Origin of the sequence: Thermoflavimicrobium dichotomicum (genome assembly GCF_900114055.1) — a bacterium.
Taxonomy (GTDB): domain Bacteria; phylum Bacillota; class Bacilli; order Thermoactinomycetales; family Thermoactinomycetaceae; genus Thermoflavimicrobium; species Thermoflavimicrobium dichotomicum.
In genome coordinates, this window is the sequence record NZ_FORR01000028.1 from 1 (window position 1) to 25,236 (window position 25,236).

Genomic DNA, 25,236 nt, shown 5'->3' on the forward strand with positions numbered 1-25,236 from the left:
GCCCTTAGTAGCTTAACCTGTTGCTAAAGGTACTCGTCTCGGTGATACCCTTGACTTGACTTCATTTCCTTATCTAATTTTCAAGGTGCGTTTCTTCATTTCCACCGCTCATCGCGGCGACAGAAAATAATATATCATGCTTCGACAAAACATGCAATACCTTTTTCGGAAAAAATTTTTCACCTACATAATCAAACACATGTCGATTAGAGAAACATCTTATTTATAAATACTTTCCTTTCTATGCGTTGTTCAGAATTGATCCTTTCGAATATTTCCCCGAACCCACCCTCATCATATGTGTAAGACCAACACATGGTAGTTACTTTCATGAGTGATTTGTTACCTGTTACACTACTGGGCTTCTATGTTACAGGAGGAGTCGAACCTCCAGAGGCAGCCCCTTGCCTCTACCCAGAGTCCAACTTTCCCAGTTGGCGGGTTGTGTTCGCTTCTTACGCATATGACTACTACCAACATCCATCAGTCAATCACTTCTGTCTTCCAGTTTAATTCCTGGATTTGAAAATCCAGTTCCCGATACTCTTTGGATAATTTATCCACTTGTTTTTGAACCTCAGCTACATTGATCGTTGAAAGATACTTGATTTCAGATTGACTGTACCGATCCTGTCTGACTGTAGCGGCATCGATTAGCTCAGCCAAAATTTTTCGCTTTAATCCAATCACATCTCTTAACGCCAATGCATCTGCCAAAGTCATCTCCTCATTGAATTTCACAGATGCATTCGTTCGATTAATGGCGACAATTAGTTGATTCAGCTCTTTTAGCAGGCCTTCCATTTCCTTTAACAACGCTTGTGGATCTTCTGGTGGGGTTTCACCCTCCTGTACCTTCGCACTGCGACTCAACCGTACCTTTAATTGCTCAATTCTTTTTTGACAATCCGCTCTTAAAATCAATGCTTCTGCCAGTTTCACTTTTTCTGTCTCCTTTAAATCCAGCTTTTTCATCCGGTATCTAATACAGGAAATACGAACAAATCTGATTCAAAGTTACATGACCATGTAGAAACAGGGCCGTTGACAAACCCGGTTTTCCTTTTCCAGTTGAACGACTTCTTGCTCGTTTTTAAGCAACGGGAGTGAAACGGAAAAGGAAAACCGGCATATAACGATAACGGTAAATTTGCCAACAAGCTATAAACTCTACATATTCGGAATCTGCCAATCAATTTCTGGTTGTCCGATTCGACGTAAAAACTGATTGGTTCTTGAAAACGGACGACTGCCAAAGAAGCCCCGATCCGCTGAATAAGGACTTGGATGTGCCGACTCAATGATGTAATGATGCGGACAAGTAATCAGTTTCTTTTTTTCTTGGGCATTTTTTCCCCACAAAATAAAGACAACAGGATCTTTCCGTTTATTTAATGCCTGGATGACTTGATCCGTAAAGATTTCCCATCCTTTTCCACGATGAGAGTTGGGTCTTCCCTGGCGTACAGTCAGTACCGCATTCAGCATTAAAACGCCTTGCTTCGCCCATTTAACCAAATAACCGTTGTTGGGAATATAACATCCCAGATCATCCCGAAGTTCTTTGAAAATATTTTGCAAGGAAGGCGGAATGGGTACTCCTGGCTTGACTGAAAAACTGAGTCCATGAGCTTGTCCCGGACCATGATAAGGATCCTGTCCAAGGATTACGACTTTCGTTTCTGCATAAGGAGTCAAATGAAGCGCAGAATAGATCTCATATTTATCTGGATAAATAATTTGAGTGTTGTATTCATGAATAAGAAATTGACGAAGTTTCAAATAATATGGCTTCTCAAATTCCTGTCCCACGACATCCTGCCAATCATTCTTCAAGATAGCCATAATATGTATTCCTTTCTTTTATAGCATTGTTCTTTTTGATTAATATTTTTGCATAGCTAAAGCAAATAAGTAAAGATTGAACCCTATTCAATTTTAAAATTACTCTCATTCACTAAAGCTTTGAAGAAAATTTCAATGATCCGTTCATTACCTTACAATGTAATGAAAAAAGGAAGTAGCCATATTTAGCTACTCCTAAGGATATCCTGAAAATATGGATATGTTTCTCCAGCGCTTCGGGCTGGGTTCCTTCCTCCGTGACGACTTCTGTCCCATCACAGTCACTCCGTAAGAAACCCATCCCTCCGCTTTATAGAAAATACTCTGATGGTGTTGCTCGGCAACATGAGCTTTTGTTAACAAACCAGCACCGAACGGAAACCTTGTATACAAGAGAGGAGTAGCCATGTTCAGCTACTCCTCCTATTTTTCAGTTCATCCATTTCAATTAAGATTCATTTGCTTTCTTTCTTTTGAATAAGTGATCTACCGATAAAGCATCTGAGCCAGCGAATACAAAGTAAAGCGCCATTGCCAGTAAAGCCAGATCAAATTCATAACCGTTTTTTCCTGGTGCTCCCATAAAACCGGCTTGCAACTTCACAGTGAAAATGGCTCCAATCATAATTACGGCCAAGGCAGCGGAAAAGATGCGCGTCGCCAATCCGACAATCAAAGCAATTCCTCCGACTAATTCCAGAACAGCAACCAGATAACCGAGTGGTCCCGGTAGTCCCAGGCTTTGGAAAAATCCCGCTACATTACCCAGACCCATTTGAAATTTGGCCAATCCATGTACGAAAAAGGTAATCCCAAGTACCAAGCGAAGAATAAGACTTCCCCATTGCTGTTTGTTTTCCATAAATCTCACTCTCCTTATCTTAATAAAGAAATATTATTCATATTGGTTAACTTATTAAGCAAAAAATAAGTGGTTTCACTTTAAAAACCAACTTTTTTATTATTATGATCAGAATATTATTCATATGCGATGAGGTTGAATCAATTCCCCACTATCACCTACTGCATCCGCCATGATCATGGTTAAAATGTTTCTTAATATGATAAAATGTTTTCTATGAGACAACTAAAGATTATCATCTGTACGTTAAAGTGTCAACCCTTTTACAAATAGAAGAAAGGAGTCAATTTGATGCATATTGGAGCACGGATTCGCGAAATAAGAAAGCGAAAAAAGTTAACGATTTCCCAAGTGGCAGAAGGCACCGGTTTATCCAAGGGTTTTCTAAGTAACGTGGAAAATGATAAAACTTCTCCATCTGTTGATACCTTGCATACGATTGCCAAGTTTCTTCGTGTTCCTCTATCTTATCTGTTTTTGGAAGAGCATGAGCGTATGCGAATCGTCCGAAAGGAGGAGAGACAGATCACTACCTTTGGCAAGAATCAGATCAAAGTGGAACTGCTCGCCTCCTATGATGGATTGCGCATGATGATTGGCGAACTGCCTCCAGGAGTATCCACAGGGGATGAGGCACACGCCCATCAAGGGAAAGAATGCCATGTCGTGCTGAAAGGAAAAATTCTTGCCCAACAAGGTGAAGACACATGTATTTTGGAAGAAGGCGACTCTTTTAGCTGGAATGCCTGTGTACCCCATCGTGTAACCAATATTAGCGATGAAACAGCTCGGGTTTTAATCACCGTCTATACGGAAAATGATCCAAAAAACAACTTCTGAATCCAACACTTTTTTGCGTGTCGTACAGTCAATCAACACCATAAGCCCACCCAGTAGCAAAACATGAGACGATGCCTTAAACCATTAGACATCGTCTCTCTTTCTTTTCCATCAGAAATTCTCTGACATTGACTGCAATGTCGTTATTCCGTTTTATAGTAACTCCCTATGTTTACAAAAACTTCTTTTTCCAGACCTTAAGGCATTGTAGAATCTTTGAAATGATGCTATTCTCCATAATAAGGACACCTTGTGTTTAGCGTTGTATCTGGAGATGAACCTTTAAACAGAAGGTGTCCTTTTCCTTTTCCCGGGTGAATCTACAGGCCATTCGAAAGAAGAGTGATATGCATTGAAAGGAAAACGATTTCTGATCGGATGGATGATCATTACGGTAGCTCTAGCTGGCGAGCTCAAGTTTTATCCCTTTCATGACGACTACCGGATCAGTTTGGGGACTGCTGTCTTTTTCTTTTTTTTATTATGGGTTGATGAAATCTCGCCGATCTTATGCGGCGTTCTTGTTGGCGGGTTTATTGTCATCTTTCGCCTGGCTTTAGGCTTCCTGACGAATCATTCGGAGCAATTCATAGTCGCACTGCAACATCATTTTCCATCCTCTTTTTATTATTTCGTCTTCTCTGTTCTCTTTGCCTTGACGAAGATGAATCGCTTTCGTCGCTGGCCTTTTGTGATTGGGGTCTTCGGTGTAGCCATTGATATGATCGCAAGCTTTTCAGAGCTATTCATCCGCTACAGCTTCCAAGACAAAATGATCACAGCATCGATTGTCAACCAGATACTCATTTTTGCTACCATTCGGAGCTTCTTCGTCATCGGATTTTTTCACATCATCCAGCTAAGACAAGCCCAATTGAAAGAAGCGGAGCAACAAAAACGGAATGAGCATCTGATCATGTTGATTTCCAGTTTGTATGAGGAAACGATCCATCTGAAAAAATCACTGCAAAACGCCGAAGATATTACGAGGGATTGCTATGATCTATACCAACATGTAAAAAAGCAACCATCTGCAGGTGAGTATGCACAAAGATTGCTGAGAATTGCGGGACAAGTACACGAAATCAAGAAAGATAATCAACGGATTTATGCAGGGCTCTCCAAAATGATCTCCAATGAAAGCCCCAATGACTATATGAGTATCGAAAGCCTGGGCCGATTAATCATTCAATCCAATGAAAAAGTGGCTCGATTACTGGGAAAAGAAATTCAGTTTTCCCTTCAGATCAAAGGCACTCATCCGTTCTATCATATTTACACCACACTCTCGATCATGAATAATCTCGTTGTCAATGCTGTGGAGTCGATTCAAAAAGAAGGAATCATTAAAGTTTCCATTCAAAGACAGCGCGATTGGGTAATTTTTCGTGTAGCGGATAATGGGCCCGGGATCCCGGAAAAAAAGCACAAGCTCATATTCAAGCCAGGTTTTACAACCAAATATGATGCACTGGGAAAACCGTCGACAGGGATTGGTCTTTCCTATGTGAAAGAAGTGGTTGAATCATTGCAAGGAGAGGTTACTTTTCAAAGTCAGGAAGGAGAAACCGTTTTTACCATCCGATTGCCCGTTCATAGCCTGGAAAAGAAAGAGTGAGAACGAATGCGATTTTTTATTGTCGATGATGATGAAGTGGTTCGTTCGATGCTGACTCAGATTATTGAAGATGACGATTTGGGTGAAGTGGTAGGAGAAGCAGAAGACGGCTCATTCGTTGATCACCATATCCTTGAATCAAAAAAAGTAGACATTCTCTTGATAGACTTGATGATGCCCGTCCAGGACGGGATTGAAACGGTTCGTAACCTTGCTTCGTTTTCCGGAAAAATCATCATGATCTCTCAGGTTGAGACAAAAGATCTGATCGGTGAAGCCTATTCTTTGGGAGTGGAATATTATATCACCAAGCCGATCAATCGGCTGGAAGTGTGCAGTGTCATTCAGAAAGTCAGTGAACGATTGCGTTTGGAGAAGTCTATCTACCATATTAAACAATCACTGGATTTCGCATTGGGAAAAGCCAAAGAAGAAAATCCTTTTACCGAAAGAAGTATTATCCCCTCTGGAAAATTTCTTCTGGCTGAACTGGGAATCATTGATAGCAACGGAAGTAAAGACTTATTGGATGTTTTGCAGTACCTGTTCCAATTAGAAAAAGAAAAATCGCTGGATTATGAATTTCCACTACTGAAAGATATTTTTTACCAAGTAGCGAAAAATAAGATAGGCAAAACGGCTTCACCAGAACAAATTCACAAAGAAATGAAAGCCATCGAGCAACGGATTCGACGAGCGATCATGCAATCCATGAGCCACTTCGCTTCCATTGGTTTAACCGATTTTACAAACCCCAAATTTGAAAAATATGCTTCCACCTTCTTTGATTTTGCTGAAATACGCAAAAAAATGCTGGAGTTGGAAGGAAAAACAGGAAGCTCGATCCGTCTGAATCCGAAAAAGTTTATCCAGGTTCTTTATCTCGAAGCGAAGCGTTTAATTGGTTAACCCTTTTTGGATCTCCCTTCTTTTTTTATACATCTTTCTGTATGTTTTTGTAGTTTTTTGTAGATCGCCTTTTATATTGAAAGCAATCACTCCTATACGATCTGCCAATATAAAAGCGCTTTCTTTTTCTCAATCACATTGGAAGGGGGATCCTGTCATATGAAACGATTTGGATTGGCTTTTCAGATTCTGATCGGACTTGTTTTGGGTGTGGTAGTGGGTGCCATTTTTTATGGCAATCCCCATGTGGAAACTTATCTAAAGCCGATTGGTGACATTTTCATTCGCTTGATTAAAATGATCGTAGTGCCCATCGTTATTTCTACCTTGATCGTCGGTGTGGCAGGAACGGGAGATTTCAAAAAACTGGATAGACTCGGCGGGAAGACGATTCTTTATTTTGAAATTATCACAACCATCGCAATTATTGTAGGGCTGTTAGTAGCCAACATTGTTCAACCAGGCGCTGGCGTTAACATGAACCAGCTACAAAAAGGCGATATCCAAAAATATGTGGATACCACTGAAAAACAAACCAGCCACAGCTTTGTTGATACATTTGTCAACATTGTACCAACGAATGTTTTTGACTCCAGCGCCAAAGGAGATATGTTAGCAATCATCTTCTTCTCCGTCATGTTTGGTCTGGGAATCGCAGCGATTGGAGAGCGTGGAAAACCCATACTCAACTTTTTCAAAGGCGTATCGGAAGCCATGTTTTGGGTGACAAACCAGGTAATGAAATTTGCTCCATTCGGCGTATTTGCCCTCATCGGTGTGACCATTTCCAAATTTGGAATCAATTCGTTGATCCCTCTCGGAAAACTGGTTCTCTCCGTTTATGGAGCCATGATCTTCTTTGTCGTCGTCATCTTGGGAATTGTCGCAAAAATAGCAGGTACAAGTATTTTTACCATTATCAAAATCCTGAAAGACGAACTGATTCTTGCTTACTCTACGGCCAGCTCTGAAACTGTTTTACCCAAGATCATCGAAAAGATGGAAAAGTTCGGATGTTCCAAAACCGTTACTTCCTTTGTCATCCCAACAGGCTATTCGTTCAACCTGGATGGCTCTACCCTGTATCAAGCACTTGCTGCACTCTTTATCGCCCAGATGTACGGAATCCATATGCCGCTCAGCTCGCAAATCACATTGATGCTGGTCTTGATGGTCACTTCCAAAGGAATCGCGGGTGTACCTGGTGTTTCGTTTGTCGTCTTGCTGGCCACACTTGGCTCTGTCGGTATTCCGATGGAAGGCCTGGCCTTTATCGCCGGTATTGACCGCATTCTCGATATGGCCAGAACTGCAGTCAATGTTTGTGGAAATGCACTCGCAGCTGTGGTCATGTCCAAATGGGAAGGCGAGTTTAATCAAGGGAAAGAAAAAGAGGAAGAATATGTCGCTTCCGTTTCATGACATCATTCTTCTCTCCAACGTGACTGTTGACCAAATTCAAAGGTCAACAGTCTTTTTTATTCCCATCAAACAGAAAAGACGATGTCCCACACGCTTGGACATCGTCTCTGATTCTTTACTTGCTCACATGTTCCTGCAACCCTTTTTCAAAAGGTGCACGAATAATCCCTTTTTCCGTCACAATCGCCGTAATGTATTTCGCAGGTGTTACATCAAATGCCGGGTTAAACACCTTGATGGCTGAAGGTGCCGTTTGTTTGCCAAAACCGGCGATAATTTCTTCGGCAGGCCTTTCTTCAATCGGAATCTGATCGCCTGATGGTGTATGAAGGTCAATCGATGATGTAGGTGCAGCCACATAAAAAGGAATGCCATGTTCCTTGGCCAATACTGCCACACTATAGGTTCCGATTTTATTCGCCACATCTCCATTGGCAGCAACCCGGTCAGTTCCGACAATGACGGCCTGTACCCAGCCTTGTTTCATGACCACCCCAGCCATATTGTCACAGATGAGCGTGACGTCTACGCCAGCCTGCTGCAGTTCATAAGCCGTAAGGCGTGCCCCTTGCAAAACAGGTCGGGTTTCATCGGCAAACACTTTGATATTCCAGCCTTTTTCTTTTGCCAAATAAATGGGAGCCAAAGCAGTTCCGTAAGCCGCTGTCGCCAGTCCACCCGCATTGCAATGGGTCAAAATCCCCATACCATCATGGAGCAGGGTGAGCAAGTTTTCCCCAATTCTCCGGCACATTTCTGCATCTTCATCATGAATGGCCCTGGCTTCCGCCAAAACAGCCGCTTTTAGCTGAGCCAGTGGCTGCCCCTTCTGTTGTTCCACCTTTTCCTGAACCCGTTTCAGTGCCCAGGAGAGATTTACAGCGGTGGGGCGGGCAGAATTCAAATAATCAGCTACATGCTTTAATTTTTTCCAAAAAGCTGCTTCGTCTTCTACTTGAGCAATTCCCAGATACAAACCATAAGCGGCAGCAATCCCAATAGCAGGGGCACCACGAACGACCAAAGTATAAATGGCATCCCATACCTCTTCCGGTGTAAATAAATCCAGATAAACGGTTTCAATGGGCAATTTTCTCTGATCAAGCAGACGTAAGTGCTCTCCGGTCCAAATCACAGATAAAGGATGTGGAATTTTGTCCATGATCGCTTCACCTTTTCTACGATATCAATCAGCTGTTACCAATGATGGATGAATCATGCTATTTCGAGTTTGTTGACAAGTTTTTTGCCAAAGCGGCTCCGCCGGCAAAAACCTCGCTCGTCAACATCCTCCCACTTCCTATTCACCAAGTCTATTATATATGATTTTATCTTTATACATGAGTAGGAGCTCTACAAAAATAAGACCATAGATCTCTATCAAAAAGAACTGGATTCCCTTATCCATTTACGGCCATTTGGACCTAACAATCCTGCCATCTTTCCACAATCATGGCCGTAGCCATTCCATGTCCAATACAAATGGTTAAAAGACCATACCTTCCCTTTCTTCTCTCAAGTTCATTGACCAGCGTGGCTAACAGTTTGGCGCCTGTGGCAGCAAGCGGATGGCCTAACGCAATCGCTCCACCATTTACATTTACTTTATTCAAGTCAGCTCCCAATATCTTTTGCCACGCCAGGACAACCGACGCAAATGCTTCATTAATTTCGACCAAATCGATATCCTCCAAAGATAAGCCCGTTTTCTGCAACACCTTTTGCGTAGCTGGAATCACTCCATCCAGCATCAAGGTAGGATCTGATCCAACGACCACCCGTGCCAGAATCCGTGCTCGCGGTTTTAGCCCCAGTGACAGCGCTTTTTGCTTTTCCATTAAAAGAACGGCAGCAGCTCCATCACTGATTTGACTCGCATTTCCTGCTGTAATGACACCATCGGCCTGGAAAACAGGTGTTAGCTTGGCCAAAGCCTCTAGCGATGTATCCTCCCGCGGTCCTTCATCTTGCGTAACGATAATCGTATTTCCTTCTTTGTCTTCTCCTTCGATCGGGACGATCTCCTGATCAAACCGATGTTCTTTCTGGGCCATGAGAGCCCGGCGATGACTTTCCAACGCATATGCATCCAATTCTTCACGGGATATCCCATACTTTTTGGCTATGCGTTCAGCCGATATACCCTGATGGATAAATTCATACTTTTGATTGAGCGACGCTGGAATGGTCTTCTCATTTCCATCGCTCATAATGGGAACTTTGGTCATATGCTCGACTCCTGCACCGATCGTGATATCCATATCTCCAGCCAGGATCTCTTGTGCTGCAAAATGAATCGCCTGTTGTCCTGAACCGCACATCCGATTGATCTGAACAGCGGGGACCTCGATGGGAAAATCCGCTTCCAGTGCTGCCAATCGCCCGATATTCCAGGCCTGCTCATGGACAGGTGTAACACACCCCATCACAATGTCTTCCACATCTTTTTTCGCTATACCCGCACGCCGAATCACTTCATCCAATACTTTCGCTGCCAGATGCACCGGATGAAGATTTCGAAAAACTCCATTTCTTTTGCCCACAGGTGTACGTACTGCTTCAACAATCACCACTTCACGATTCATCATGATCCACTCTTCCTATCCTTGGTCTAGAAAAGCTATTTTTAAAATAGGGATACGTTTCTTCCGCGCTTCGGGATGGGTTCCTTGCGCCGCTTCATAGAAGAACAGAACACTTTTTTCATCTCTGATGGTGTTGCTCGGCAACATGAGGGTCTATCCTTTGGTCTGGTTTTGGAAAGTCAATTGCTTCGCAAAACAAACTTCTGTACCTTTCCGCTTGCATTTCGAGGCAATTGATCGACAAAAACATATTCCCGGGGACGTTTAAAATTGGAGAGTTTATTGCTTTTCCGGCAGAACTGATCCAAATCTTCACTTGTCAAGGATGGATCTTTTCTGACGACATAGGCAATCACTTGTTGTCCCCACTGAATATCCCGCCGACCGACAACAGCCACATCGAGCACACCAGGGTGTTCGTACAGCACTTCTTCCACTTCACGGGGATATATATTTTCCCCGCCACTAATAATCATATCATCTGCGCGATCAGCTACATAGAGGTAACCTTCTTCATCCACATATCCGAGATCACCCGTGTAGTACCAACCATCCCGAATCACTTTTTCTGTAGCGATCTGTTTGTTGTAGTAACCGGCCATCAGACAAGGGCCTTTCACAATGATCTCGCCAATTTCACCCGGTTTCAAGATATCCGAAGGTCTTCCACCTGGAGTTACCACACGTACTTCGTGATTGAGACAGGCTTTGCCAGCTGAACCGATCTTCGTCAATTGTTCATGATCCATTAAAATAGTGACAGCAGGTCCCATTTCGGTCATGCCATAGGCTTGGACCAATTCAATACCCAGCTTTTCTTTGCATGAACGCAAAAGTACAGGTGGCATCGGGGCAGCTCCATACAATCCGAGGCGCAAAGAAGATAAACGATACGAGGAAAGGTCTTCATTTAACATCATATTCCACATGGTAGGAGCGCCAAACGTGACGGTAACCTGTTCATCCTGAATGGTTTCCAGAACCAATATGGGATCAAAGTGATGGAGAAGAATGTTGGTGGCACCTACATGAACCCGGGGAATGAACATACAATGCAGCTCAGCACAGTGGTATAGGGGGGCAGCAGACAATCCGCGATCTTCCGGTGAAAGTCTCAATGCATGCGTCAGAATATAACTCTGTTCAATCATGTCACGATGGCGGTGCATGACACCTTTTGGTTTGCCAGTTGTACCACTTGTATACATAATCGCATAAATATCATCTTCGGATACATCCACTAACGGGGAGAACGGAGGGGCTTGTGAAAGGAGATCATGATAGGATTGTGCCCAGTTCAGTCTGGTTGAGTCGACGGTCCAAAAGAGTGTCATGGGAAACTGGAAAAATACAGGTCGAATCACTTCTTCTACAGCTCGTTCAAAAATAAAAACCCTGGGCTTCGCATCTTGTACAATATAGGCAATTTCCCTTGATTTCAATCGATAGTTAATCGGGTTAAATATGGCCCCAATTCGGGCACAGGCAAAAAGCGTCGTTACCAATTCACTTCGATTAAACAATAAAGTGGAAACCACATCTCCCTTTTTTACACCTGCATGAGTCAATGCATTGGCTAACTGATTCACTTCCTGATTCCACTCGGCGTAAGTCCATCGTTTATTTTTAGCCACATCGACCAACGCTTCTCGATGGGGATACTTTTGAACGGTTTGGTCAAGGATCACTCCAAGCGTCGGGTACATCGTGTAGCCTCCCTCCTGAAAAATGACCTTCCTATTTTATAAATTAGCATATTTACCTGCTTATTTCACTATAATTTATTAATCTTATGAACAGTCTAAAACGAGTTTATTATGGTTATATTTATACATATCATGTAAAATATATATTGAAAAATGGTTTCATCATCCTTCTAACTGGTTCTGGAGAAGAAAAGTTTTATCAAAATGGATTAAAAATCGATATTGTAAAATATTATTTAGAGATTGTCACATAATTTTGCCATGATGCACTGTTTGATCCAATCCCGTTTTTCAATGAGGTGATCCTTTCATGAAGCGATACCGGCTTCTACTCTTTTTATGGATTGGAATATTTGGACTATCTGGATGTCAACCGATCCATTTTTCCCTTTCCAAACAAACGGCCAGTAAAAAAATTTTGTTTGATCAAGGCCATGGACAGACTGCCGGAAATGCCGATTGGACCATTGAGGGAGGTTATTCTGAATTCGCAGAGGCATTGAGAAAAGCAGGCTATACAGTGGAGTCAACAAAAGATCGATTTACTCTCTCACTGCTCCAACGATATCAAGTGCTGATCTTGCCTGAGCCCAACACAAACTATTCCAATGAAGAAAAAAGCGCCATCAACCAGTTTATCAAAAATGGTGGAGGTGTATACTTTATCGCTGATCATGCCGATTCGGACCGCAATCATGACGGTTGGGACTCGGTTGACATTTTTAATGGCTACAAAAAAGATCGTTACCAACCTGAGCAGGATTGGGTGGGAAAAACATTTGGTTTCTTTTTTAGCAGAAAAACCCTTACCCAAGCGCCGATCGAAAGCATATCTCCCAATGTCCTAACCGAAAAAGTCAATGCCGTAGGATGTTGGGCATGTACAACGATCCAATTGACAGACAAAAACCAAAGGATTACGGAAGATGTCAACTTCACAGGGCAGGAAAAAAACTATTATCATATTCACGGAATCTATGGATCTGGGAGATTTGCCGCCATCGTCGATTCTTCTCCATACGATGATGGCACTGGAGCACCAGGAAAAAAACTGCATCCCAACTGGAAACAATATGATCATGCCCGATTGGCTGTAAATACGATCCAGTGGTTAGCAAGGGATCGATGAAAAAGGATAAGGCATCTTCCTGGTAACTTTTTAATCCCCATCTCCTTCATCATTCATGAAAGAGATGGGGATTAACCTATAGGAAACAATATTCCAAAAATCTCAACAAGCTCTCATCATTATTTTTCCTCGTAAAACATAACTTATCTGGTCAAGGATCACTCCTGATCCAATGGCCGAAATTCATGTACCCAGACCCATGCGTCTGGATTCCAGGTCAAATTGGAATGAATCGATATTATGTATTGTTTATACTCTTCCACATCGGCGAAACCCTCTGCTTTGGCATGTTCATCCATGAAATCACGCAACTGTTGGCGATAAACTTTGTGAATTTCAAATTTTTTACCTCTTAATACCATGATTTCGCCTGGATCGGCATAACGTCCATGCCGCCGCGTCGCTCTTTTTTTGCCTTCCAATACACGCTGAATATCTTGTGGCCGGGTGATCAAACGATCAACACTGCATGTTTTGGGCGGTAGTGCCTCCATTGATCTTCCTCCTTTATCTTTTATAAAAACCATTTTACCCCAACCTTTCTTTTATCATTAAGTATAAATAAAATCTTAATATAATTGTAAAAATAACTTTCAAAAAAAGAAAGTTTCTCCCGTATTATATTTATACCCAATGACTAAAAAAACTTCACTCCTTTTCCATGACGAAAACAAGAAGTGAAGTATTCTTCTGGCGCTCTTCCTAGCTTTCTTCCTCTTCATCCTGTGGCATCAATTCCTCCAGTTGCTCCTGCAAGTGCTCCAATTCAATAAGCAAGTCCGCTACTTTTGGATCCTCGGACACTTTTCGATATCCCAAATAGGTAATGTTATCCCGTACATACCAATCTCCATCTTCATCATCTTTGATTCCTGTTAACTGAAAAACACGTTCCCAATGCTGATCAATACGTTTTTGCAATTCATTCGCCTTTTTATTCGGCTCAAACACGATATAAACGATGCTTTCACGTGGAATCACTACAATGCGATCATTCAAATTCACTCGAACATATGAAAAGTGATCCTTCTGGACCTCTTGGTAAATCCTCTGCGCTTCCTTTCCTGTCACCTCGATATCCATATGATCCAACAAAACAATGGATGCCCTTTCCACGTACTGCATTCATTTCACTCCTTATTTCCATCACCAAAATATATACTAAAAATGGAATAATCATAGACAGTTATTGGAGAAAATGATTTTGTTCCCTGAATGGATAAACCATCAATACAATACACCAAACCACTGACAAAGTAACCTGCTAATTGATTCCATCACTTCCAATTTTAATCTCCCAATATGACTGGAATCAGCTAATTTTAGCATCTTTAACATATGTTAGCATACTTTTTACTTGTAAGATGAACAAAACTGAATGATTTTAAGAGAAAATATATCGACCAGACAATGAATGCAAAACAGCTCATAGAAGTAACTTCTCCATCTTGAGAACCCATTAGCAACGAAAACCATCCAAAGTTTGTACAAAAATGAAATCATCCTGGGATGAACCTTCCCATTTTTCATATATATAGGTAGTGTTGATAAACAAACTCATGGAGAAATTGGTTCTTTTTAGAGGAGGGAACAGAATGAACCACTGGAAAGACATTCTTTTGCGCTCCAGTATCGTTACAGCTATTGCGGTGAACATGATGCTGGGGGGAATGTTACTCGCTCGGGAGCAAGTTTATATTGAAAAAGCTGTGCCATCTTTTGCAGGTCCTGCTGAGCCCCATTTGCAAACCGAATATGCCTGGGAACTTTATAAAGCAAGCATAGAGGAACCTTATATCGTCGAACATTACAAAGAATATGAATACACTTATGAAAAAAATGGACGCTTGATTTCCAAACGTCCCACGAACCAACATCAATACCTGAGATATTGGCGTGATCATCCGAAAAACTAGGAAGTAGCCTTTTTTCTTTTGGGGGTTCGCTTTGTCTTTTTCTTTGTAGTAGAAGTTGCTTCCAGGCTGGCTTGCAATGCTGCCATTAAATCAATCACTTTTTCCGGTTTTCGTTCAGGCGCTTCGACAACTTCTTCTGCACTGATTTTCTTCTCAAGCGCTTGCTGGATCGCTTGACGATATTCATCCTGATACTTTTCCGGATCAAAAGGAATCGTGAGGTTCTCAATTAACTGGTGAGCCATTTTCAATTCTTTGTCTGGCAATTCCATTTCGTCTGGCACACCTGGCACCATCGCTACATCCCGGATTTCATCGGGGTAAAAAATGGTTTCCATGACCAGGCAATTTCCGTAAACCCGTATCACTGCCAATGACTGCTTGGAGCGAATGGTCACTTTCGCTACACCGATTTTTTTGGATGTTTTTAATGCTTCCCTTAGCAAAGCATAAGCCTTGTTATTTGCATCTTGTGCTCCCAAATAATAGGTTTTATTGAAATAAATCGGGTCAATTTCTTCCAGCTCCACGAAATCCAGAATTTCGATCGCTTTATTCGCATTTGGCAAAAGTCCTGACAACTCTTCACTTTCCATAAGCACAAATTTACCATCGGAATATTCGTATCCTTTTACCACTTCATTCCATGGCACTTCTTTTTGACAATGCGGGCACATACGGACATTTTGAATCGGCGTCCGACATTCTTTATGCAAATAGCGAAAACGAATATCTTTTTCTTCTGTTGCTGCATACATCTTGATTGGAATGTTTACCAAGCCAAAACTGATGGACCCTTTCCACATCGTATGCACAGGAATCCCCCATTTGCTGCATTTGAATTTTCGTCGGACATACAGATCATACTTGTAATACTTCTTTCCAACACGTTTGGGTAAGATCCGGTCTTCCTTCTGCCAAATGGCAAACCCCTTGAAAAAACAGCGGATCTTTCCAGTTTTTGATCAAATGATGTGCTTCCTGAAAGTGTTCAGCCGCTTCCGATACTCTTCCCATCTCCAAATAAGTTCTTCCTTTTTGATAATGACCCATGGCTCGGACGGAATCATTCTCTTGTTCGATCAATTGCTCGGCAGCCCGGGTTGCCTGTTCAAAATGCCCGAGCTGGGTAAACAAGCGTGAACGAACAACCAGCCAGATCGGCTGTTTCACCCATTCAGCCGGAAGCGTTTCCATCACTTGTTCGACTTGTTCCACTTTTCCTTCACTTAAAGACATCCAAACATATGAGAAAAGGAGATCACCATTTTTTGGAAAAAGAGTCAGTCCTTTTTTCAACCACAAGAAAGCTTCCTCGGGCCGTTTCATCGTCCATAAATTCCAGGCAATTCCATGGTATGCTACCATACTCTTTGGATTGTGCAAGAGCAAACGATGATACCAATGCAATGCTGTCTCCGGTTGCCCCATTTCCTCATAATCCTGGGCAATTGATTCAATCACACGGGGATGATTCGTTTTTTCGTAGGAGGCGACCCGCCAGAAGGTAACACTTTCCCATTCCTGATAATGACGATAACAGCTGGACAAGTAATACATCGATTCCCAATCATCTTCATTGATGGCGAGTGCATGATAAAAATAAGGGACTGCTGCATGATATTCTTTCAACCGATAATGACAGGCACCCAAATTAAACCATGTATCCCCATTATCTGGAACAATGGAGACCGCCTTTGAAAACTGTTTAATCGCCTCTTCATCTTTTCCTTGTTTGACAAGGATACAACCTAACATATGGTAAGCAAAACCAACAAATTCATCATGTGTCGCACTTTGCCGCAACAAATGAAATTGCCGCGCCGCTTCCTCCAATTCATTTTCCTGGAAATAAGTTAACCCGAGGTATAACTGTCCCAACAAAAAGTCAGGAGCTTCCTCTACCACTTGCTGAAAAAACGGCTTGGCTTCCTTGAACATGGTCAACCCATAGTATCCTTGCCCCTGTCTGAACTGGCGTACTACCGATTCATCAAGGAAAAACTCTTCCTCCACTTCTTTTTCTTCAACGATCAGTTCTGGATGTTTCTGAATCAGTTGCGATATTTGTTCCTCAATACAAATCCATGATTCCAACATCCAGTCACACGATTTCTTTATCTGCAATAAACGGTTCCGCCATTTGGAACGTTCTTGAGCCGAACTGTTGGGATAATGGGTTTTGATTTCGTCCAAAGCGTGTTGCACTGATTGGATCCATTGTTTCTGTAACATGATTCCTCCTCCACCTTTTAAGTGAAAGTATGTCCTGAACAACAAAAAGCATACACGACGGATGATCGCTAAAAATTTCCCCGTATGCCTTTCAAAAGCAAGAGCTATTCTATTCTTGAAAACCAATATCCATTAAAGGAGAAATGGAATCATGCCGCTATTGGAAATCAGTGTCATTCCAGTCGGAACACAAAGCCCAAGCTTCAGTTCTTCAGTCACCGATGCCATTCGGGTTATTGAAGAAAAGGGGTTAAATTACCAGGTAACTCCAACCGCTACCATTATCGAAGGAGAAATCGATCAATTGATGGATGTCGCCAAGTCTATTCACCAGAATGCTCTCACGAATGGAGTAAACCGGGTGATTACCCAAATGAGTATCGATCATCGCACAGATAAAGATTTGAACATGAATCGGCAGGTAGAGATTGTTCAGTCGCAAAAAAGGTAATAAAACTTTACTTTTATTTAGTTTGAACTGAAGTTAGAAAAACCACTTCTGAACACGGCTTTCAGAAGTGGTTTTTTAATTGACTGATAAAAAAATCGATGAAGGCGACGGGGCACCATCGCCAATTGGCCAGTTTCTTTAAATTCATGCCAGCAAAAAGCAGCATCATCTGCATCTGAACACGACGCTTCCCTCAAAGCGTCGTCCAACGGATTTATCTTTCCGCATGAAGAGTGGGAAGAGGGAATTGTTCGCTTACTTTCTTCGCTAGCACTTGTAAGGTATTCCACAAACGCTGAATGTCCTCTTCTGTGGTATGAATGTTGCCGATGGAAATACGAATAATATATCCTTCACGGATGACAGCATGTGAAGCATAAGCAGTACGAGTCTTATTCAGTTCTTCCAGTAACTTTGCATTACATTGATCCACATATTGCTGTAAGATTTCCCTCTCTTTGGAAGAAGCGGTTTTTAGCATCGTTTGAATCGACTGAGGTACATATTGGATGGAAACCAGGGCAAAAGGGGAAGAAGCTGGACACAGAAAATCCGGATGGGCTGCTATTTGATCTTCGAGCCAACGTGCCAAACGGATGCTTTCTCCCATGCGTTTGGCCAATCCTTCTCTCCCAAAGCTTTCAATGACCCACCAAATTTTCAGAGCGCGAAAACTCCGTCCCAGCTGTAAAGAGTAATCCATATAGTCAACGCTTCCATCCTCTTTGACTGTCTGCAAGTATTCCGGAACAAGACGGAATGTATTCGCAAGTGCTCCCTTTCTTCGGCAATAAAGCGTTGTAACCTCAAGAGGAGTGTATAAACATTTATGTGGATTGACTACAAGTGAATCCCCTAATTGAAGGCTTTCTGCATGGGCTTGTACTTCAGGAACAAGATTCCAAAATCCGCCATAGGCTGCATCAATATGAAGCCAAATTCCATATTGTTTACAAATTTGGGAAATAGAAGAGATTGGATCCACTGCTCCTGTTGCTGTTGTCCCTACTGTGGCGACCACTGCCATAGGGCGATATCCCTTTTCGATGTCGAGTTGGATGGCTTCCTCCAATTTATCTGCCCGCATGCGATACTGTTCATCTGTTGGAATATGAACAACATTCTCTGTCCCGATCCCTAAGGCAATCGCTGCTTTATCTACTGAGCTATGTGCTTGATCGGAAGTATATATACGAAGTTTCGGTAACAAACGACCTGTAAAACCTTTCGTACGAACATCCAGATCCGGATCCACATCTCTAGCAGCAGCCAGTGCGTAAAAGGTGGCTAGCGAAGCCCCATTGAGCAAAACCCCTTCAGCTGTAGGATCATATCCAACCATTTCTGCCATCCACCGAAGAACAACCTTTTCCAGTGCCGAAGCGGCGGGTGCTGCTTTCCAGACTAGGGCGTTGACATTTAATGAAGAAATCAAGAGATCCGCCAAAATGCCAGGAAAACTTGCTGAGATACTAAAATAGGCGTGAAACGAAGGATGATTCCAATGAGTCAGATGGGGAATCACTTTATTCCATGTCTCTTCCAGTGTGTGTTCAAATGGCTGCGGTTTCTCTGGTAATGGTTTATCCAATAAAGCCAACAGTTCTGCTGGAGAAATGTGACTAGTCACAGGGGTCTCACGAATATGTTCAAAGTGTTCACGAATTCTCTTCAACAAGGCTTGACCATAGGCTTCAAACTGCTCAGGTTCCCAATCTCCTAATTCTTTCCATGGTAAGTTGTTCTTTTCCATGCCATTATCCCCCTCAAAAAGTCAGGCAACCCTTTTTTTAAGAACCACCTATATCCGAATACATTAATGAAGAATTCCCTTTCCCATCCCTAAATGAATGATATCGGCGTTGCCTCTTTTCCAAGTTAGCGGGATAGGAAAAGGAAATCCATTGAATACTTGATCTAACTCCCAGGAAACGCGATTTATCTATGTAAAACACGTAATCCTCTCATCCACCACAAAAGGAAGTTCTTTTCTATTTTTTCTCATCATTATGGTGGTGATGGTCGTGATCATGTTCAACCTCCACCGGCAGTTCATTGAAGTATTGAATGACACGAGGTTTTTCGCAGTATTTTTGAACGAACTCAACCAATTTCGGTTCTTCTTGCACCACTAAATCCTCATGAAGCTCACGAGACTTCCAAGGATAAACCATAATCACTTCATTTGGTTTTTCTGCACTTTGATAGAAAGAAGCATGTCCTGTCCAACCAGGATGCTCATGAGCGTCGGGTCCTAACAAGTCATCCATTTGTTGCATCAATTCAAGTGCTTGTCCTTCAAATTCGGATTTTAAATACCAGGTTTCCATTACAATAATCATAAAAATTCCTCCTTATTTAGTTTGGCTTCGATAAAATTCTTGGAGCAGAGAGACACCATCATCTACAAATTGTTGACAAACTAACCCATGATGCTTACGATTACGTTTTTGTGATTGAACCAGCTTCCGCCAAGCTTCCTCTACTCCAAGTGGCAGCTCTTCTTTCTTCTTCAATTCGGCGCGAAGGGTTTGGAATAGATCTAACATGACATTATGCTCTCGATTGAGCTTTCCACTAAAACCTGGCTTGAGAAAAGGTGGCATCATCGAAGGTCGAATCACTTCTTCATAATACTTGCGCGAAAAGTTTGATGAATATTTCATGGTCGCTGTGGCCGCATCATAAAGGGTAGCCAGTCGTTCCAATAGCTGAATGAGCCGAGACCAGTCCTGCTGGTTTAACGCACGTAAACTTTCTTCTAAACAGGTATTCATGGTGACCAAAATCACATGAAAGACATGATGACCTTGCTTCCAGCGAAGAACGGCTTGTTGATAAGACGCAGGTATACTTGGATTAGTCACACTCATTGTTTTTTCTCTCCTCTTGCTTTCCCTCGCAAGCCTTCACCCAATTTTCTAACGTTACTTGGAAAACATGTAACCAACCTTTTAAAATTTGATATTTATCTATGTCTTCCAGATTGGTTTGATCCAAATCTTGAAGTTGTTTTTCATATAATTGAATACAGGATTTTGACCATGCCAATAAATCTGGTGACTCCCGTTTTAAACGAAAGTAGAGATCATATTCTTGTTCCGTACATCCTTCTGTTAATGCTTCTGGTACTTTCGACCTTTCATGGATGGTCAAAGGCTCAATGAGTCCATAGTCCAATGAACTTTCCAACTTTTTGTTGTCCATGTTCTTCTCCCCTTAATGCGACTTTCCTGATCCAGTTTGGACAGTCATTTTCTACTTCCTGCGCCTATGCTGCCTTTTTCATTTGCTTCATCCGAGTCAATTGACAAATCCTGCATGCGTCCAATAACCAAAGATGATTCATCGAAGGTTAATGAAAATGAAAGGTATAATATCAGGCTTTGTCGATCCACATGATTCTCATCCCACAAGCAAGCGCTAACTTATTCTCTTAATAGGAGGATTTATACTAAAAAAGGATCACCTCATAGAATAAATCCCTATATTTCAATATTATAGAGCATTTCAATTTATGAATTAATAAGCATTTCATAATTATTCTTTTGGATAATATTAAATAACGGAAACATAGAATTTATCCCTTTCACAAGTTAGGTTTGGGAATAAGAGTCATTCGATGTGTAAAAGAGAGGGGCACTTCGTTACCATCCGTCTGTGGGTAACGAAGTGCTTCCGTTTGTGATTCCAATCATTTGGATCATCAAACCTTCATCTTTGATCCTTCCTGCTTTAAACCATAGTCGTGTGTTTCTTCTCTTCTTTCTCTCTTATTTGTTTGTTTATCCATGCTACAATATCTTGAATGACATAGAATGGAACGTTTCCAGGGTTCAAATACTCCTCAAAGGAAGGAGCTCCTTCTCCCTCCACATACCCATGATTGAGTTTGGGGTAATATTGATAGTCAATGTCCTCGCGATCTCCCAGTGCGATTTTCCATTTCTCCAAATCATTAGCAGGTACGTTTAAATCGCGTCCTCCTTGCAAGATGAGGAGAGGAACCTGCTGTTTGGCTGCCAATTGGGCTGGAACATAATCCTTGATACTATGCCACCATTTAGCACTGGGCACCATTTCTAAGTCTGGATGCGGTTGATCTGGATCGAAGGCGGACGATTCAATTTGCCGTAACTTCTTCCGATATTTTTCCATCTCTTCCTTTGAAGCCCCTGGGAAATCCCGTTGATACACCATTTCGATTGCTGTGATCTGAGGATCCGGTGCGGAGAGCAATATACCTCCTGCCACACTTGGGCCTTGTACTTTTTCCAATATGTCAGGAATCATCCATCCTCCCCGACAATGCCCAAGAAGGAAGATACGGCCTGTATCAATCTCCTTCCTGCTTCGTAAAAAGTCGATCGAAGCCAAAGTATCTTCAACAAACTCGTTATACGCGGTATAGTCCTCATAGTAACCGTAATGCTTGTTCGTTCTCTTTTCATGACGTAAAACCGCTATTCCCTGACTCGCCAATCCTAAAGCAAGATCTTTAAATGGTTTTAACGCATACAGACTGAAATCACGATCAACTTCTCCGTCACCCTGAATCAGGATCACAACTGGGAAAGGCCCATCGCCTGCTGGAATGGTTAAGGTACCGGGGACGCCAATTCCTTCTTTTTCAATCCAAATCTCTTGTTCTATTAAGTTATTTTCTTTCACATAGGTCGGCATTTGATATAACTGACTCAACCATGCCAGCTGTTGATCCAACTGCTCATGCATCCATTGCTGATATTCCTTATATTGGATCGAAGATAGTTCCCTTTCTTTTTGCTGGTAAGCAGTGATTAGATCTTGAGCCAGTTTGTGGAGCAGGATCCCATCCGCCACTTTCTGACTGGCTTGAAGCAGAATCACATTTTTCTTCTCTGACAGGCGAATGAGTGAAACCTGAATCGACTGAGTTTCAGCGGAAGCGGATTGCTTCACCAGGACTTCAACAACCTGTTTTATTTCTTCTTTCTTCGCTTCTATCTCATGTACACGAGACGAAAGTGGCATATTATACCCTTGTTTCATCCAAGTCCGCGGCTTTGAGGTACGTAGCAAAGAATCCAGCGCGATTTGTAAAGAATCCAACATCATGTCTCCTTCGACTTCAATGATCATGGCCGCATCCTGAAGTTGATTTTCTTTTTCTCTCAGAAGTTGTTGGATGTAAGTTGCCATTTCCTTTACGGTAGGGAGTCTGAAGACATCAGGTAGCGTTAGCTCCACTTCCCACTCTTGCTGAATCCGTGAACAGAGCATCATTCCTTTAATCGAATGACCACCCAAATGGAAAAAGTGATCATTCATGCTGATGGACTCTACCCCAAGAACTTCCTGCCAGATACGGACAAGCGACGCTTCGATGACGTTGGCTGGCGCGATATACTCTGTTCCGGTTTCCTGTTTATATTTGATTTGCGCCAACGCTTTTTTATCCACTTTTCCATTTGGTGTCAGCGGCATGGCCGACAATTTTACAAAGTGAGTTGGAATCATATAATCCGGGACATTCTTACTCAAGTGCAGACGAACCTCTGAGACGTTCCAGTTCTCATCAGCAACCACATAAGCACAAAGATGCGTTTCGTTCGTTTCATCTGTTTGGGCAAGCACAACCACTTCCTGCACACACGGCAGTTCTAACAGTTTGGCCTCAATTTCCCCTAGTTCAATCCGATAACCACGAATTTTCACTTGATTATCGATTCGGCCTAAATATTCAATGGTTCCATCGGGTAACCAACGAGCCAAGTCTCCTGTTTTGTACATCCGCTCTCCTGGGATAAAGGGGTTTTCCACAAATCGCTCAGCCGTCAACTCTGGACGATGGAGATAACCTCTGGCTAATCCCTTTCCTCCGATACAAAGCTCTCCCGGCACACCGACCGGTTGCAATTGATGTTCCTCATTGACAATGTAAACGTGTTTGTTCAGAATCGGGGTACCGATCGTGACGTTTGTAAAGTGAGCATCCTGATACAGTGCCAGTGTGGTACAGACGGTTGCTTCTGTTGGTCCATATGCATTGATAAAGGTCCGATCCTTCCCCCAAGTCCGTATAATCTCTGCTGTACAAGGTTCTCCTGCGGTTACCAATGTGGTAAGCGCTGGTAAATCCGTATACTCAATCGTCCGCAATAGAGATGGAGGAAGGGTTACCGTGGTAATGGCCTGCTCGCGCAGGACTCGCTTCAATCCCGACTCGGATAGAAGTGTTTCCTTGCGACAAAGCACCAAGGTCGCACCACTTAATAACGTATGGAAGATTTCCTGAACCGAAGCGTCAAAGCTAAGCGAAGCAAATTGCAACACACGGCTACTTTGATCAATGCCATAGGTCTTGGCCATTACGAGGAATTGGCTCACTCCTCGATGTTCAATCATGACTCCTTTGGGCTTTCCTGTCGATCCAGATGTATAAATGACATAAGCCAAATCACTCACTTCGTTTATACACGGCAAGTTACTCTTATCTTTGTACTCGTAATCCGCTTGATGGATTTCAAGCCAGGTACCGACGTAATAAGCTGGAACTTCCTCTCTCTTGTGGACCAGTAAAACGCTTGTTCCACTGTCCTCGAGCATGTACTGGATTCGAGCGTCTGGATACTCTGGATCAATCGGTAAATATGCCCCCCCTGCTTTTAACACGGCCAAAATCGCGACAATGGTATCCAAAGAACGGTTTGCCATGATTCCCACGATTGTTTCACGCTCGACACCCGCATCTCTTAAAACTCTGGCCAATTGGTTTGCTCGGGCATTAAGTTGCTGATAGGTGAGTGAAGTGGTTTCAAAGGTGACCGCAATCTGATCAGGAGTTCTTTTCACTTTCTCTTCGAATAACGTATGGATCGTTTGATCGACTGATTCATTTGATCGGGTATCGTTAAAATCCTCAATAATTTGCTGTTTTTCTTCTTCTGTCGCCAGTTCGGCTTCCTTGATTGGAAGATCCGGGTTTTCTACGATCTGCTGTAGCAGATGGCAAAAATGAGTCGTCATTCTCTCAATGGTCTCTCTTTTAAATAAGCTGGTATTGTATTCCACAGAGAAATAGAGTTGATCACCTTCGACCGCTGTCCAGCTCAAATCAAACTTGGCATTTTTTCGTTCCAAATGATAAGGAGTCATTTCAAGACCGAGCATCTTCATCTCTGCCCAATCCAGATTTTGCAACGTAAACGTGGTATCAAATACGGGATGACGGCTTAAATCTCGTTGTAGATTTAATTTCTCCACTAACTCATCAAATGGATAATCGCTGTTTTCGTAGGCAAGAAGCACTTGCTCTTTTACTTGAGCCAAAAAGTCTCGGAATCCTTTTTCTTTGTTTACGGTGTTTCGGAACACCAAGGTATTCAAAAACACACCCACAATCGATTCGACATCGGCGTGAGAGCGACCCGCAATCGGGGTACCTACGATCAAATCTTCTTGCCCTGTATATTTGTAGAGCAAGACATTGTAAATCGCTAAGAGCGTCATATACAGGGTGGCTCCTTCCCTGATCGAAAGACTTTTCACTTTTTCAAGCCATTTTCGATCCACTACAAAATCCACAGTCGCTCCGTCAAATTGCCGTACAGATGGACGAGGATAATCCGTTGTTATTTCTAAAACGGGCAACTCACCAGCCAACTGCTCCAGCCAATACGTCTCTTGCTTCTTCAAGCGCTCCTTCTGCTCCGGCTTTTGCTGCCAAACCGCTACAT

At 42.5% G+C, this 25,236-nt stretch carries 23 protein-coding genes; 7 read left to right on the plus strand and 16 right to left on the minus strand.

The window, feature by feature from the left end; translation table 11 throughout:
• Nucleotides 1–483: 483 nt before the first annotated feature.
• The 3 genes from BMZ78_RS17085 to BMZ78_RS17100 all read right to left on the minus strand — a co-directional run bounded on the left by BMZ78_RS17085 (nt 484) and on the right by BMZ78_RS17100 (nt 2,707).
• Nucleotides 484–942 carry a DIP1984 family protein gene (locus BMZ78_RS17085; RefSeq protein WP_093231612.1) on the minus strand — a complete coding sequence of 153 codons (459 nt, stop codon included), beginning with the start codon at nt 940–942 and terminating at the stop codon, nt 484–486.
• A 228-nt stretch (nt 943–1,170) separates the two neighbouring features.
• Nucleotides 1,171–1,845, minus strand: a complete 675-nt coding sequence (locus tag BMZ78_RS17090) for a uracil-DNA glycosylase (protein ID WP_093231613.1) — start codon at nt 1,843–1,845, stop codon at nt 1,171–1,173.
• Between the two features lie 448 nt (nt 1,846–2,293).
• Nucleotides 2,294–2,707, minus strand: a complete 414-nt coding sequence (locus BMZ78_RS17100; RefSeq protein WP_093231615.1) for a DoxX family protein — start codon at nt 2,705–2,707, stop codon at nt 2,294–2,296.
• Between the two features lie 291 nt (nt 2,708–2,998).
• Here BMZ78_RS17100 and BMZ78_RS17105 point away from each other — a divergent pair, with 291 nt between their 5' ends.
• The 4 genes from BMZ78_RS17105 to BMZ78_RS17120 all read left to right on the plus strand — a co-directional run bounded on the left by BMZ78_RS17105 (nt 2,999) and on the right by BMZ78_RS17120 (nt 7,496).
• Entirely contained in the window at nt 2,999–3,547 is a 549-nt protein-coding gene (locus BMZ78_RS17105) for a cupin domain-containing protein (protein WP_093231616.1), read from the plus strand.
• A gap of 352 nt (nt 3,548–3,899) precedes the next feature.
• Nucleotides 3,900–5,165, plus strand: a complete 1,266-nt coding sequence (locus BMZ78_RS17110) for an ATP-binding protein (protein ID WP_093231617.1) — start codon at nt 3,900–3,902, stop codon at nt 5,163–5,165.
• Nucleotides 5,166–5,171: 6 nt separating this feature from the next.
• Nucleotides 5,172–6,074: a response regulator gene (locus tag BMZ78_RS17115; RefSeq protein ID WP_093231618.1), complete on the plus strand. Its 903-nt coding sequence runs from the start codon at nt 5,172–5,174 to the stop codon at nt 6,072–6,074.
• A 159-nt stretch (nt 6,075–6,233) separates the two neighbouring features.
• Nucleotides 6,234–7,496, plus strand: coding sequence for a cation:dicarboxylate symporter family transporter (locus BMZ78_RS17120; protein WP_093231619.1), 1,263 nt, complete (start codon nt 6,234–6,236; stop codon nt 7,494–7,496).
• Nucleotides 7,497–7,611: 115 nt separating this feature from the next.
• Here BMZ78_RS17120 and mtnA read toward each other — a convergent pair whose 3' ends face one another.
• The 3 genes from mtnA to BMZ78_RS17135 form a co-directional block, all read right to left on the minus strand.
• Nucleotides 7,612–8,658 carry an S-methyl-5-thioribose-1-phosphate isomerase gene (mtnA, locus tag BMZ78_RS17125; RefSeq protein ID WP_093231620.1) on the minus strand — a complete coding sequence of 349 codons (1,047 nt, stop codon included), beginning with the start codon at nt 8,656–8,658 and terminating at the stop codon, nt 7,612–7,614.
• 262 nt (nt 8,659–8,920) lie between these two features.
• Entirely contained in the window at nt 8,921–10,081 is a 1,161-nt protein-coding gene (locus BMZ78_RS17130) for a thiolase family protein (protein WP_093231632.1), read from the minus strand.
• Nucleotides 10,082–10,260: 179 nt separating this feature from the next.
• Nucleotides 10,261–11,787: a fatty acid--CoA ligase gene (locus BMZ78_RS17135; RefSeq protein WP_093231621.1), complete on the minus strand. Its 1,527-nt coding sequence runs from the start codon at nt 11,785–11,787 to the stop codon at nt 10,261–10,263.
• 310 nt (nt 11,788–12,097) lie between these two features.
• Here BMZ78_RS17135 and BMZ78_RS17140 point away from each other — a divergent pair, with 310 nt between their 5' ends.
• A complete protein-coding gene (locus tag BMZ78_RS17140) occupies nt 12,098–12,916 on the plus strand; it encodes a Gldg family protein (protein WP_093231622.1) in 819 nt (272 codons plus the stop codon).
• Between the two features lie 158 nt (nt 12,917–13,074).
• Here BMZ78_RS17140 and BMZ78_RS17145 read toward each other — a convergent pair whose 3' ends face one another.
• Nucleotides 13,075–13,410: an ASCH domain-containing protein gene (locus BMZ78_RS17145; protein WP_093231623.1), complete on the minus strand. Its 336-nt coding sequence runs from the start codon at nt 13,408–13,410 to the stop codon at nt 13,075–13,077.
• A 208-nt stretch (nt 13,411–13,618) separates the two neighbouring features.
• Nucleotides 13,619–14,041, minus strand: coding sequence for a hypothetical protein (locus tag BMZ78_RS17150; RefSeq protein ID WP_093231624.1), 423 nt, complete (start codon nt 14,039–14,041; stop codon nt 13,619–13,621).
• A gap of 470 nt (nt 14,042–14,511) precedes the next feature.
• Here BMZ78_RS17150 and BMZ78_RS17155 point away from each other — a divergent pair, with 470 nt between their 5' ends.
• Entirely contained in the window at nt 14,512–14,832 is a 321-nt protein-coding gene (locus tag BMZ78_RS17155; protein ID WP_093231625.1) for a hypothetical protein, read from the plus strand.
• Here the strand turns inward: BMZ78_RS17155 and ku are convergent.
• Both ku and BMZ78_RS17165 read right to left on the minus strand, forming a co-directional pair.
• Nucleotides 14,829–15,638: a non-homologous end joining protein Ku gene (gene ku / locus BMZ78_RS17160; protein ID WP_245739906.1), complete on the minus strand. Its 810-nt coding sequence runs from the start codon at nt 15,636–15,638 to the stop codon at nt 14,829–14,831. The genes BMZ78_RS17155 and ku overlap by 4 nt on opposite strands.
• Nucleotides 15,639–15,693: 55 nt before the next feature.
• Nucleotides 15,694–17,067, minus strand: coding sequence for a tetratricopeptide repeat protein (locus tag BMZ78_RS17165; RefSeq protein ID WP_093231627.1), 1,374 nt, complete (start codon nt 17,065–17,067; stop codon nt 15,694–15,696).
• A gap of 151 nt (nt 17,068–17,218) precedes the next feature.
• Here BMZ78_RS17165 and BMZ78_RS17170 point away from each other — a divergent pair, with 151 nt between their 5' ends.
• Nucleotides 17,219–17,518, plus strand: a complete 300-nt coding sequence (locus tag BMZ78_RS17170; protein ID WP_093231628.1) for an MTH1187 family thiamine-binding protein — start codon at nt 17,219–17,221, stop codon at nt 17,516–17,518.
• Between the two features lie 214 nt (nt 17,519–17,732).
• On the opposite strand, the gene BMZ78_RS17175 is transcribed toward BMZ78_RS17170, so the two are convergent.
• From BMZ78_RS17175 to BMZ78_RS17195, 6 genes are all read right to left on the minus strand, one after another.
• Nucleotides 17,733–19,271, minus strand: coding sequence for a pyridoxal phosphate-dependent decarboxylase family protein (locus BMZ78_RS17175; RefSeq protein WP_093231629.1), 1,539 nt, complete (start codon nt 19,269–19,271; stop codon nt 17,733–17,735).
• Nucleotides 19,272–19,509: 238 nt separating this feature from the next.
• Entirely contained in the window at nt 19,510–19,860 is a 351-nt protein-coding gene (locus BMZ78_RS17180; protein ID WP_245739902.1) for a hypothetical protein, read from the minus strand.
• Nucleotides 19,861–19,872: 12 nt separating this feature from the next.
• Complete coding sequence (locus BMZ78_RS17185; protein WP_093231630.1) at nt 19,873–20,391, minus strand: hypothetical protein; 519 nt, start codon at nt 20,389–20,391, stop codon at nt 19,873–19,875.
• Nucleotides 20,378–20,725: a hypothetical protein gene (locus BMZ78_RS17190; RefSeq protein ID WP_093231631.1), complete on the minus strand. Its 348-nt coding sequence runs from the start codon at nt 20,723–20,725 to the stop codon at nt 20,378–20,380. Before BMZ78_RS17190 ends, BMZ78_RS17185 begins: the two co-directional genes overlap by 14 nt.
• 44 nt (nt 20,726–20,769) lie before the next feature.
• A complete protein-coding gene (locus tag BMZ78_RS18950) occupies nt 20,770–20,916 on the minus strand; it encodes a hypothetical protein (protein ID WP_175482546.1) in 147 nt (48 codons plus the stop codon).
• A 337-nt stretch (nt 20,917–21,253) separates the two neighbouring features.
• On the minus strand, nt 21,254–25,236 hold a 3,983-nt coding region (locus BMZ78_RS17195; RefSeq protein WP_139203354.1), incomplete at its 5' end, for a non-ribosomal peptide synthetase.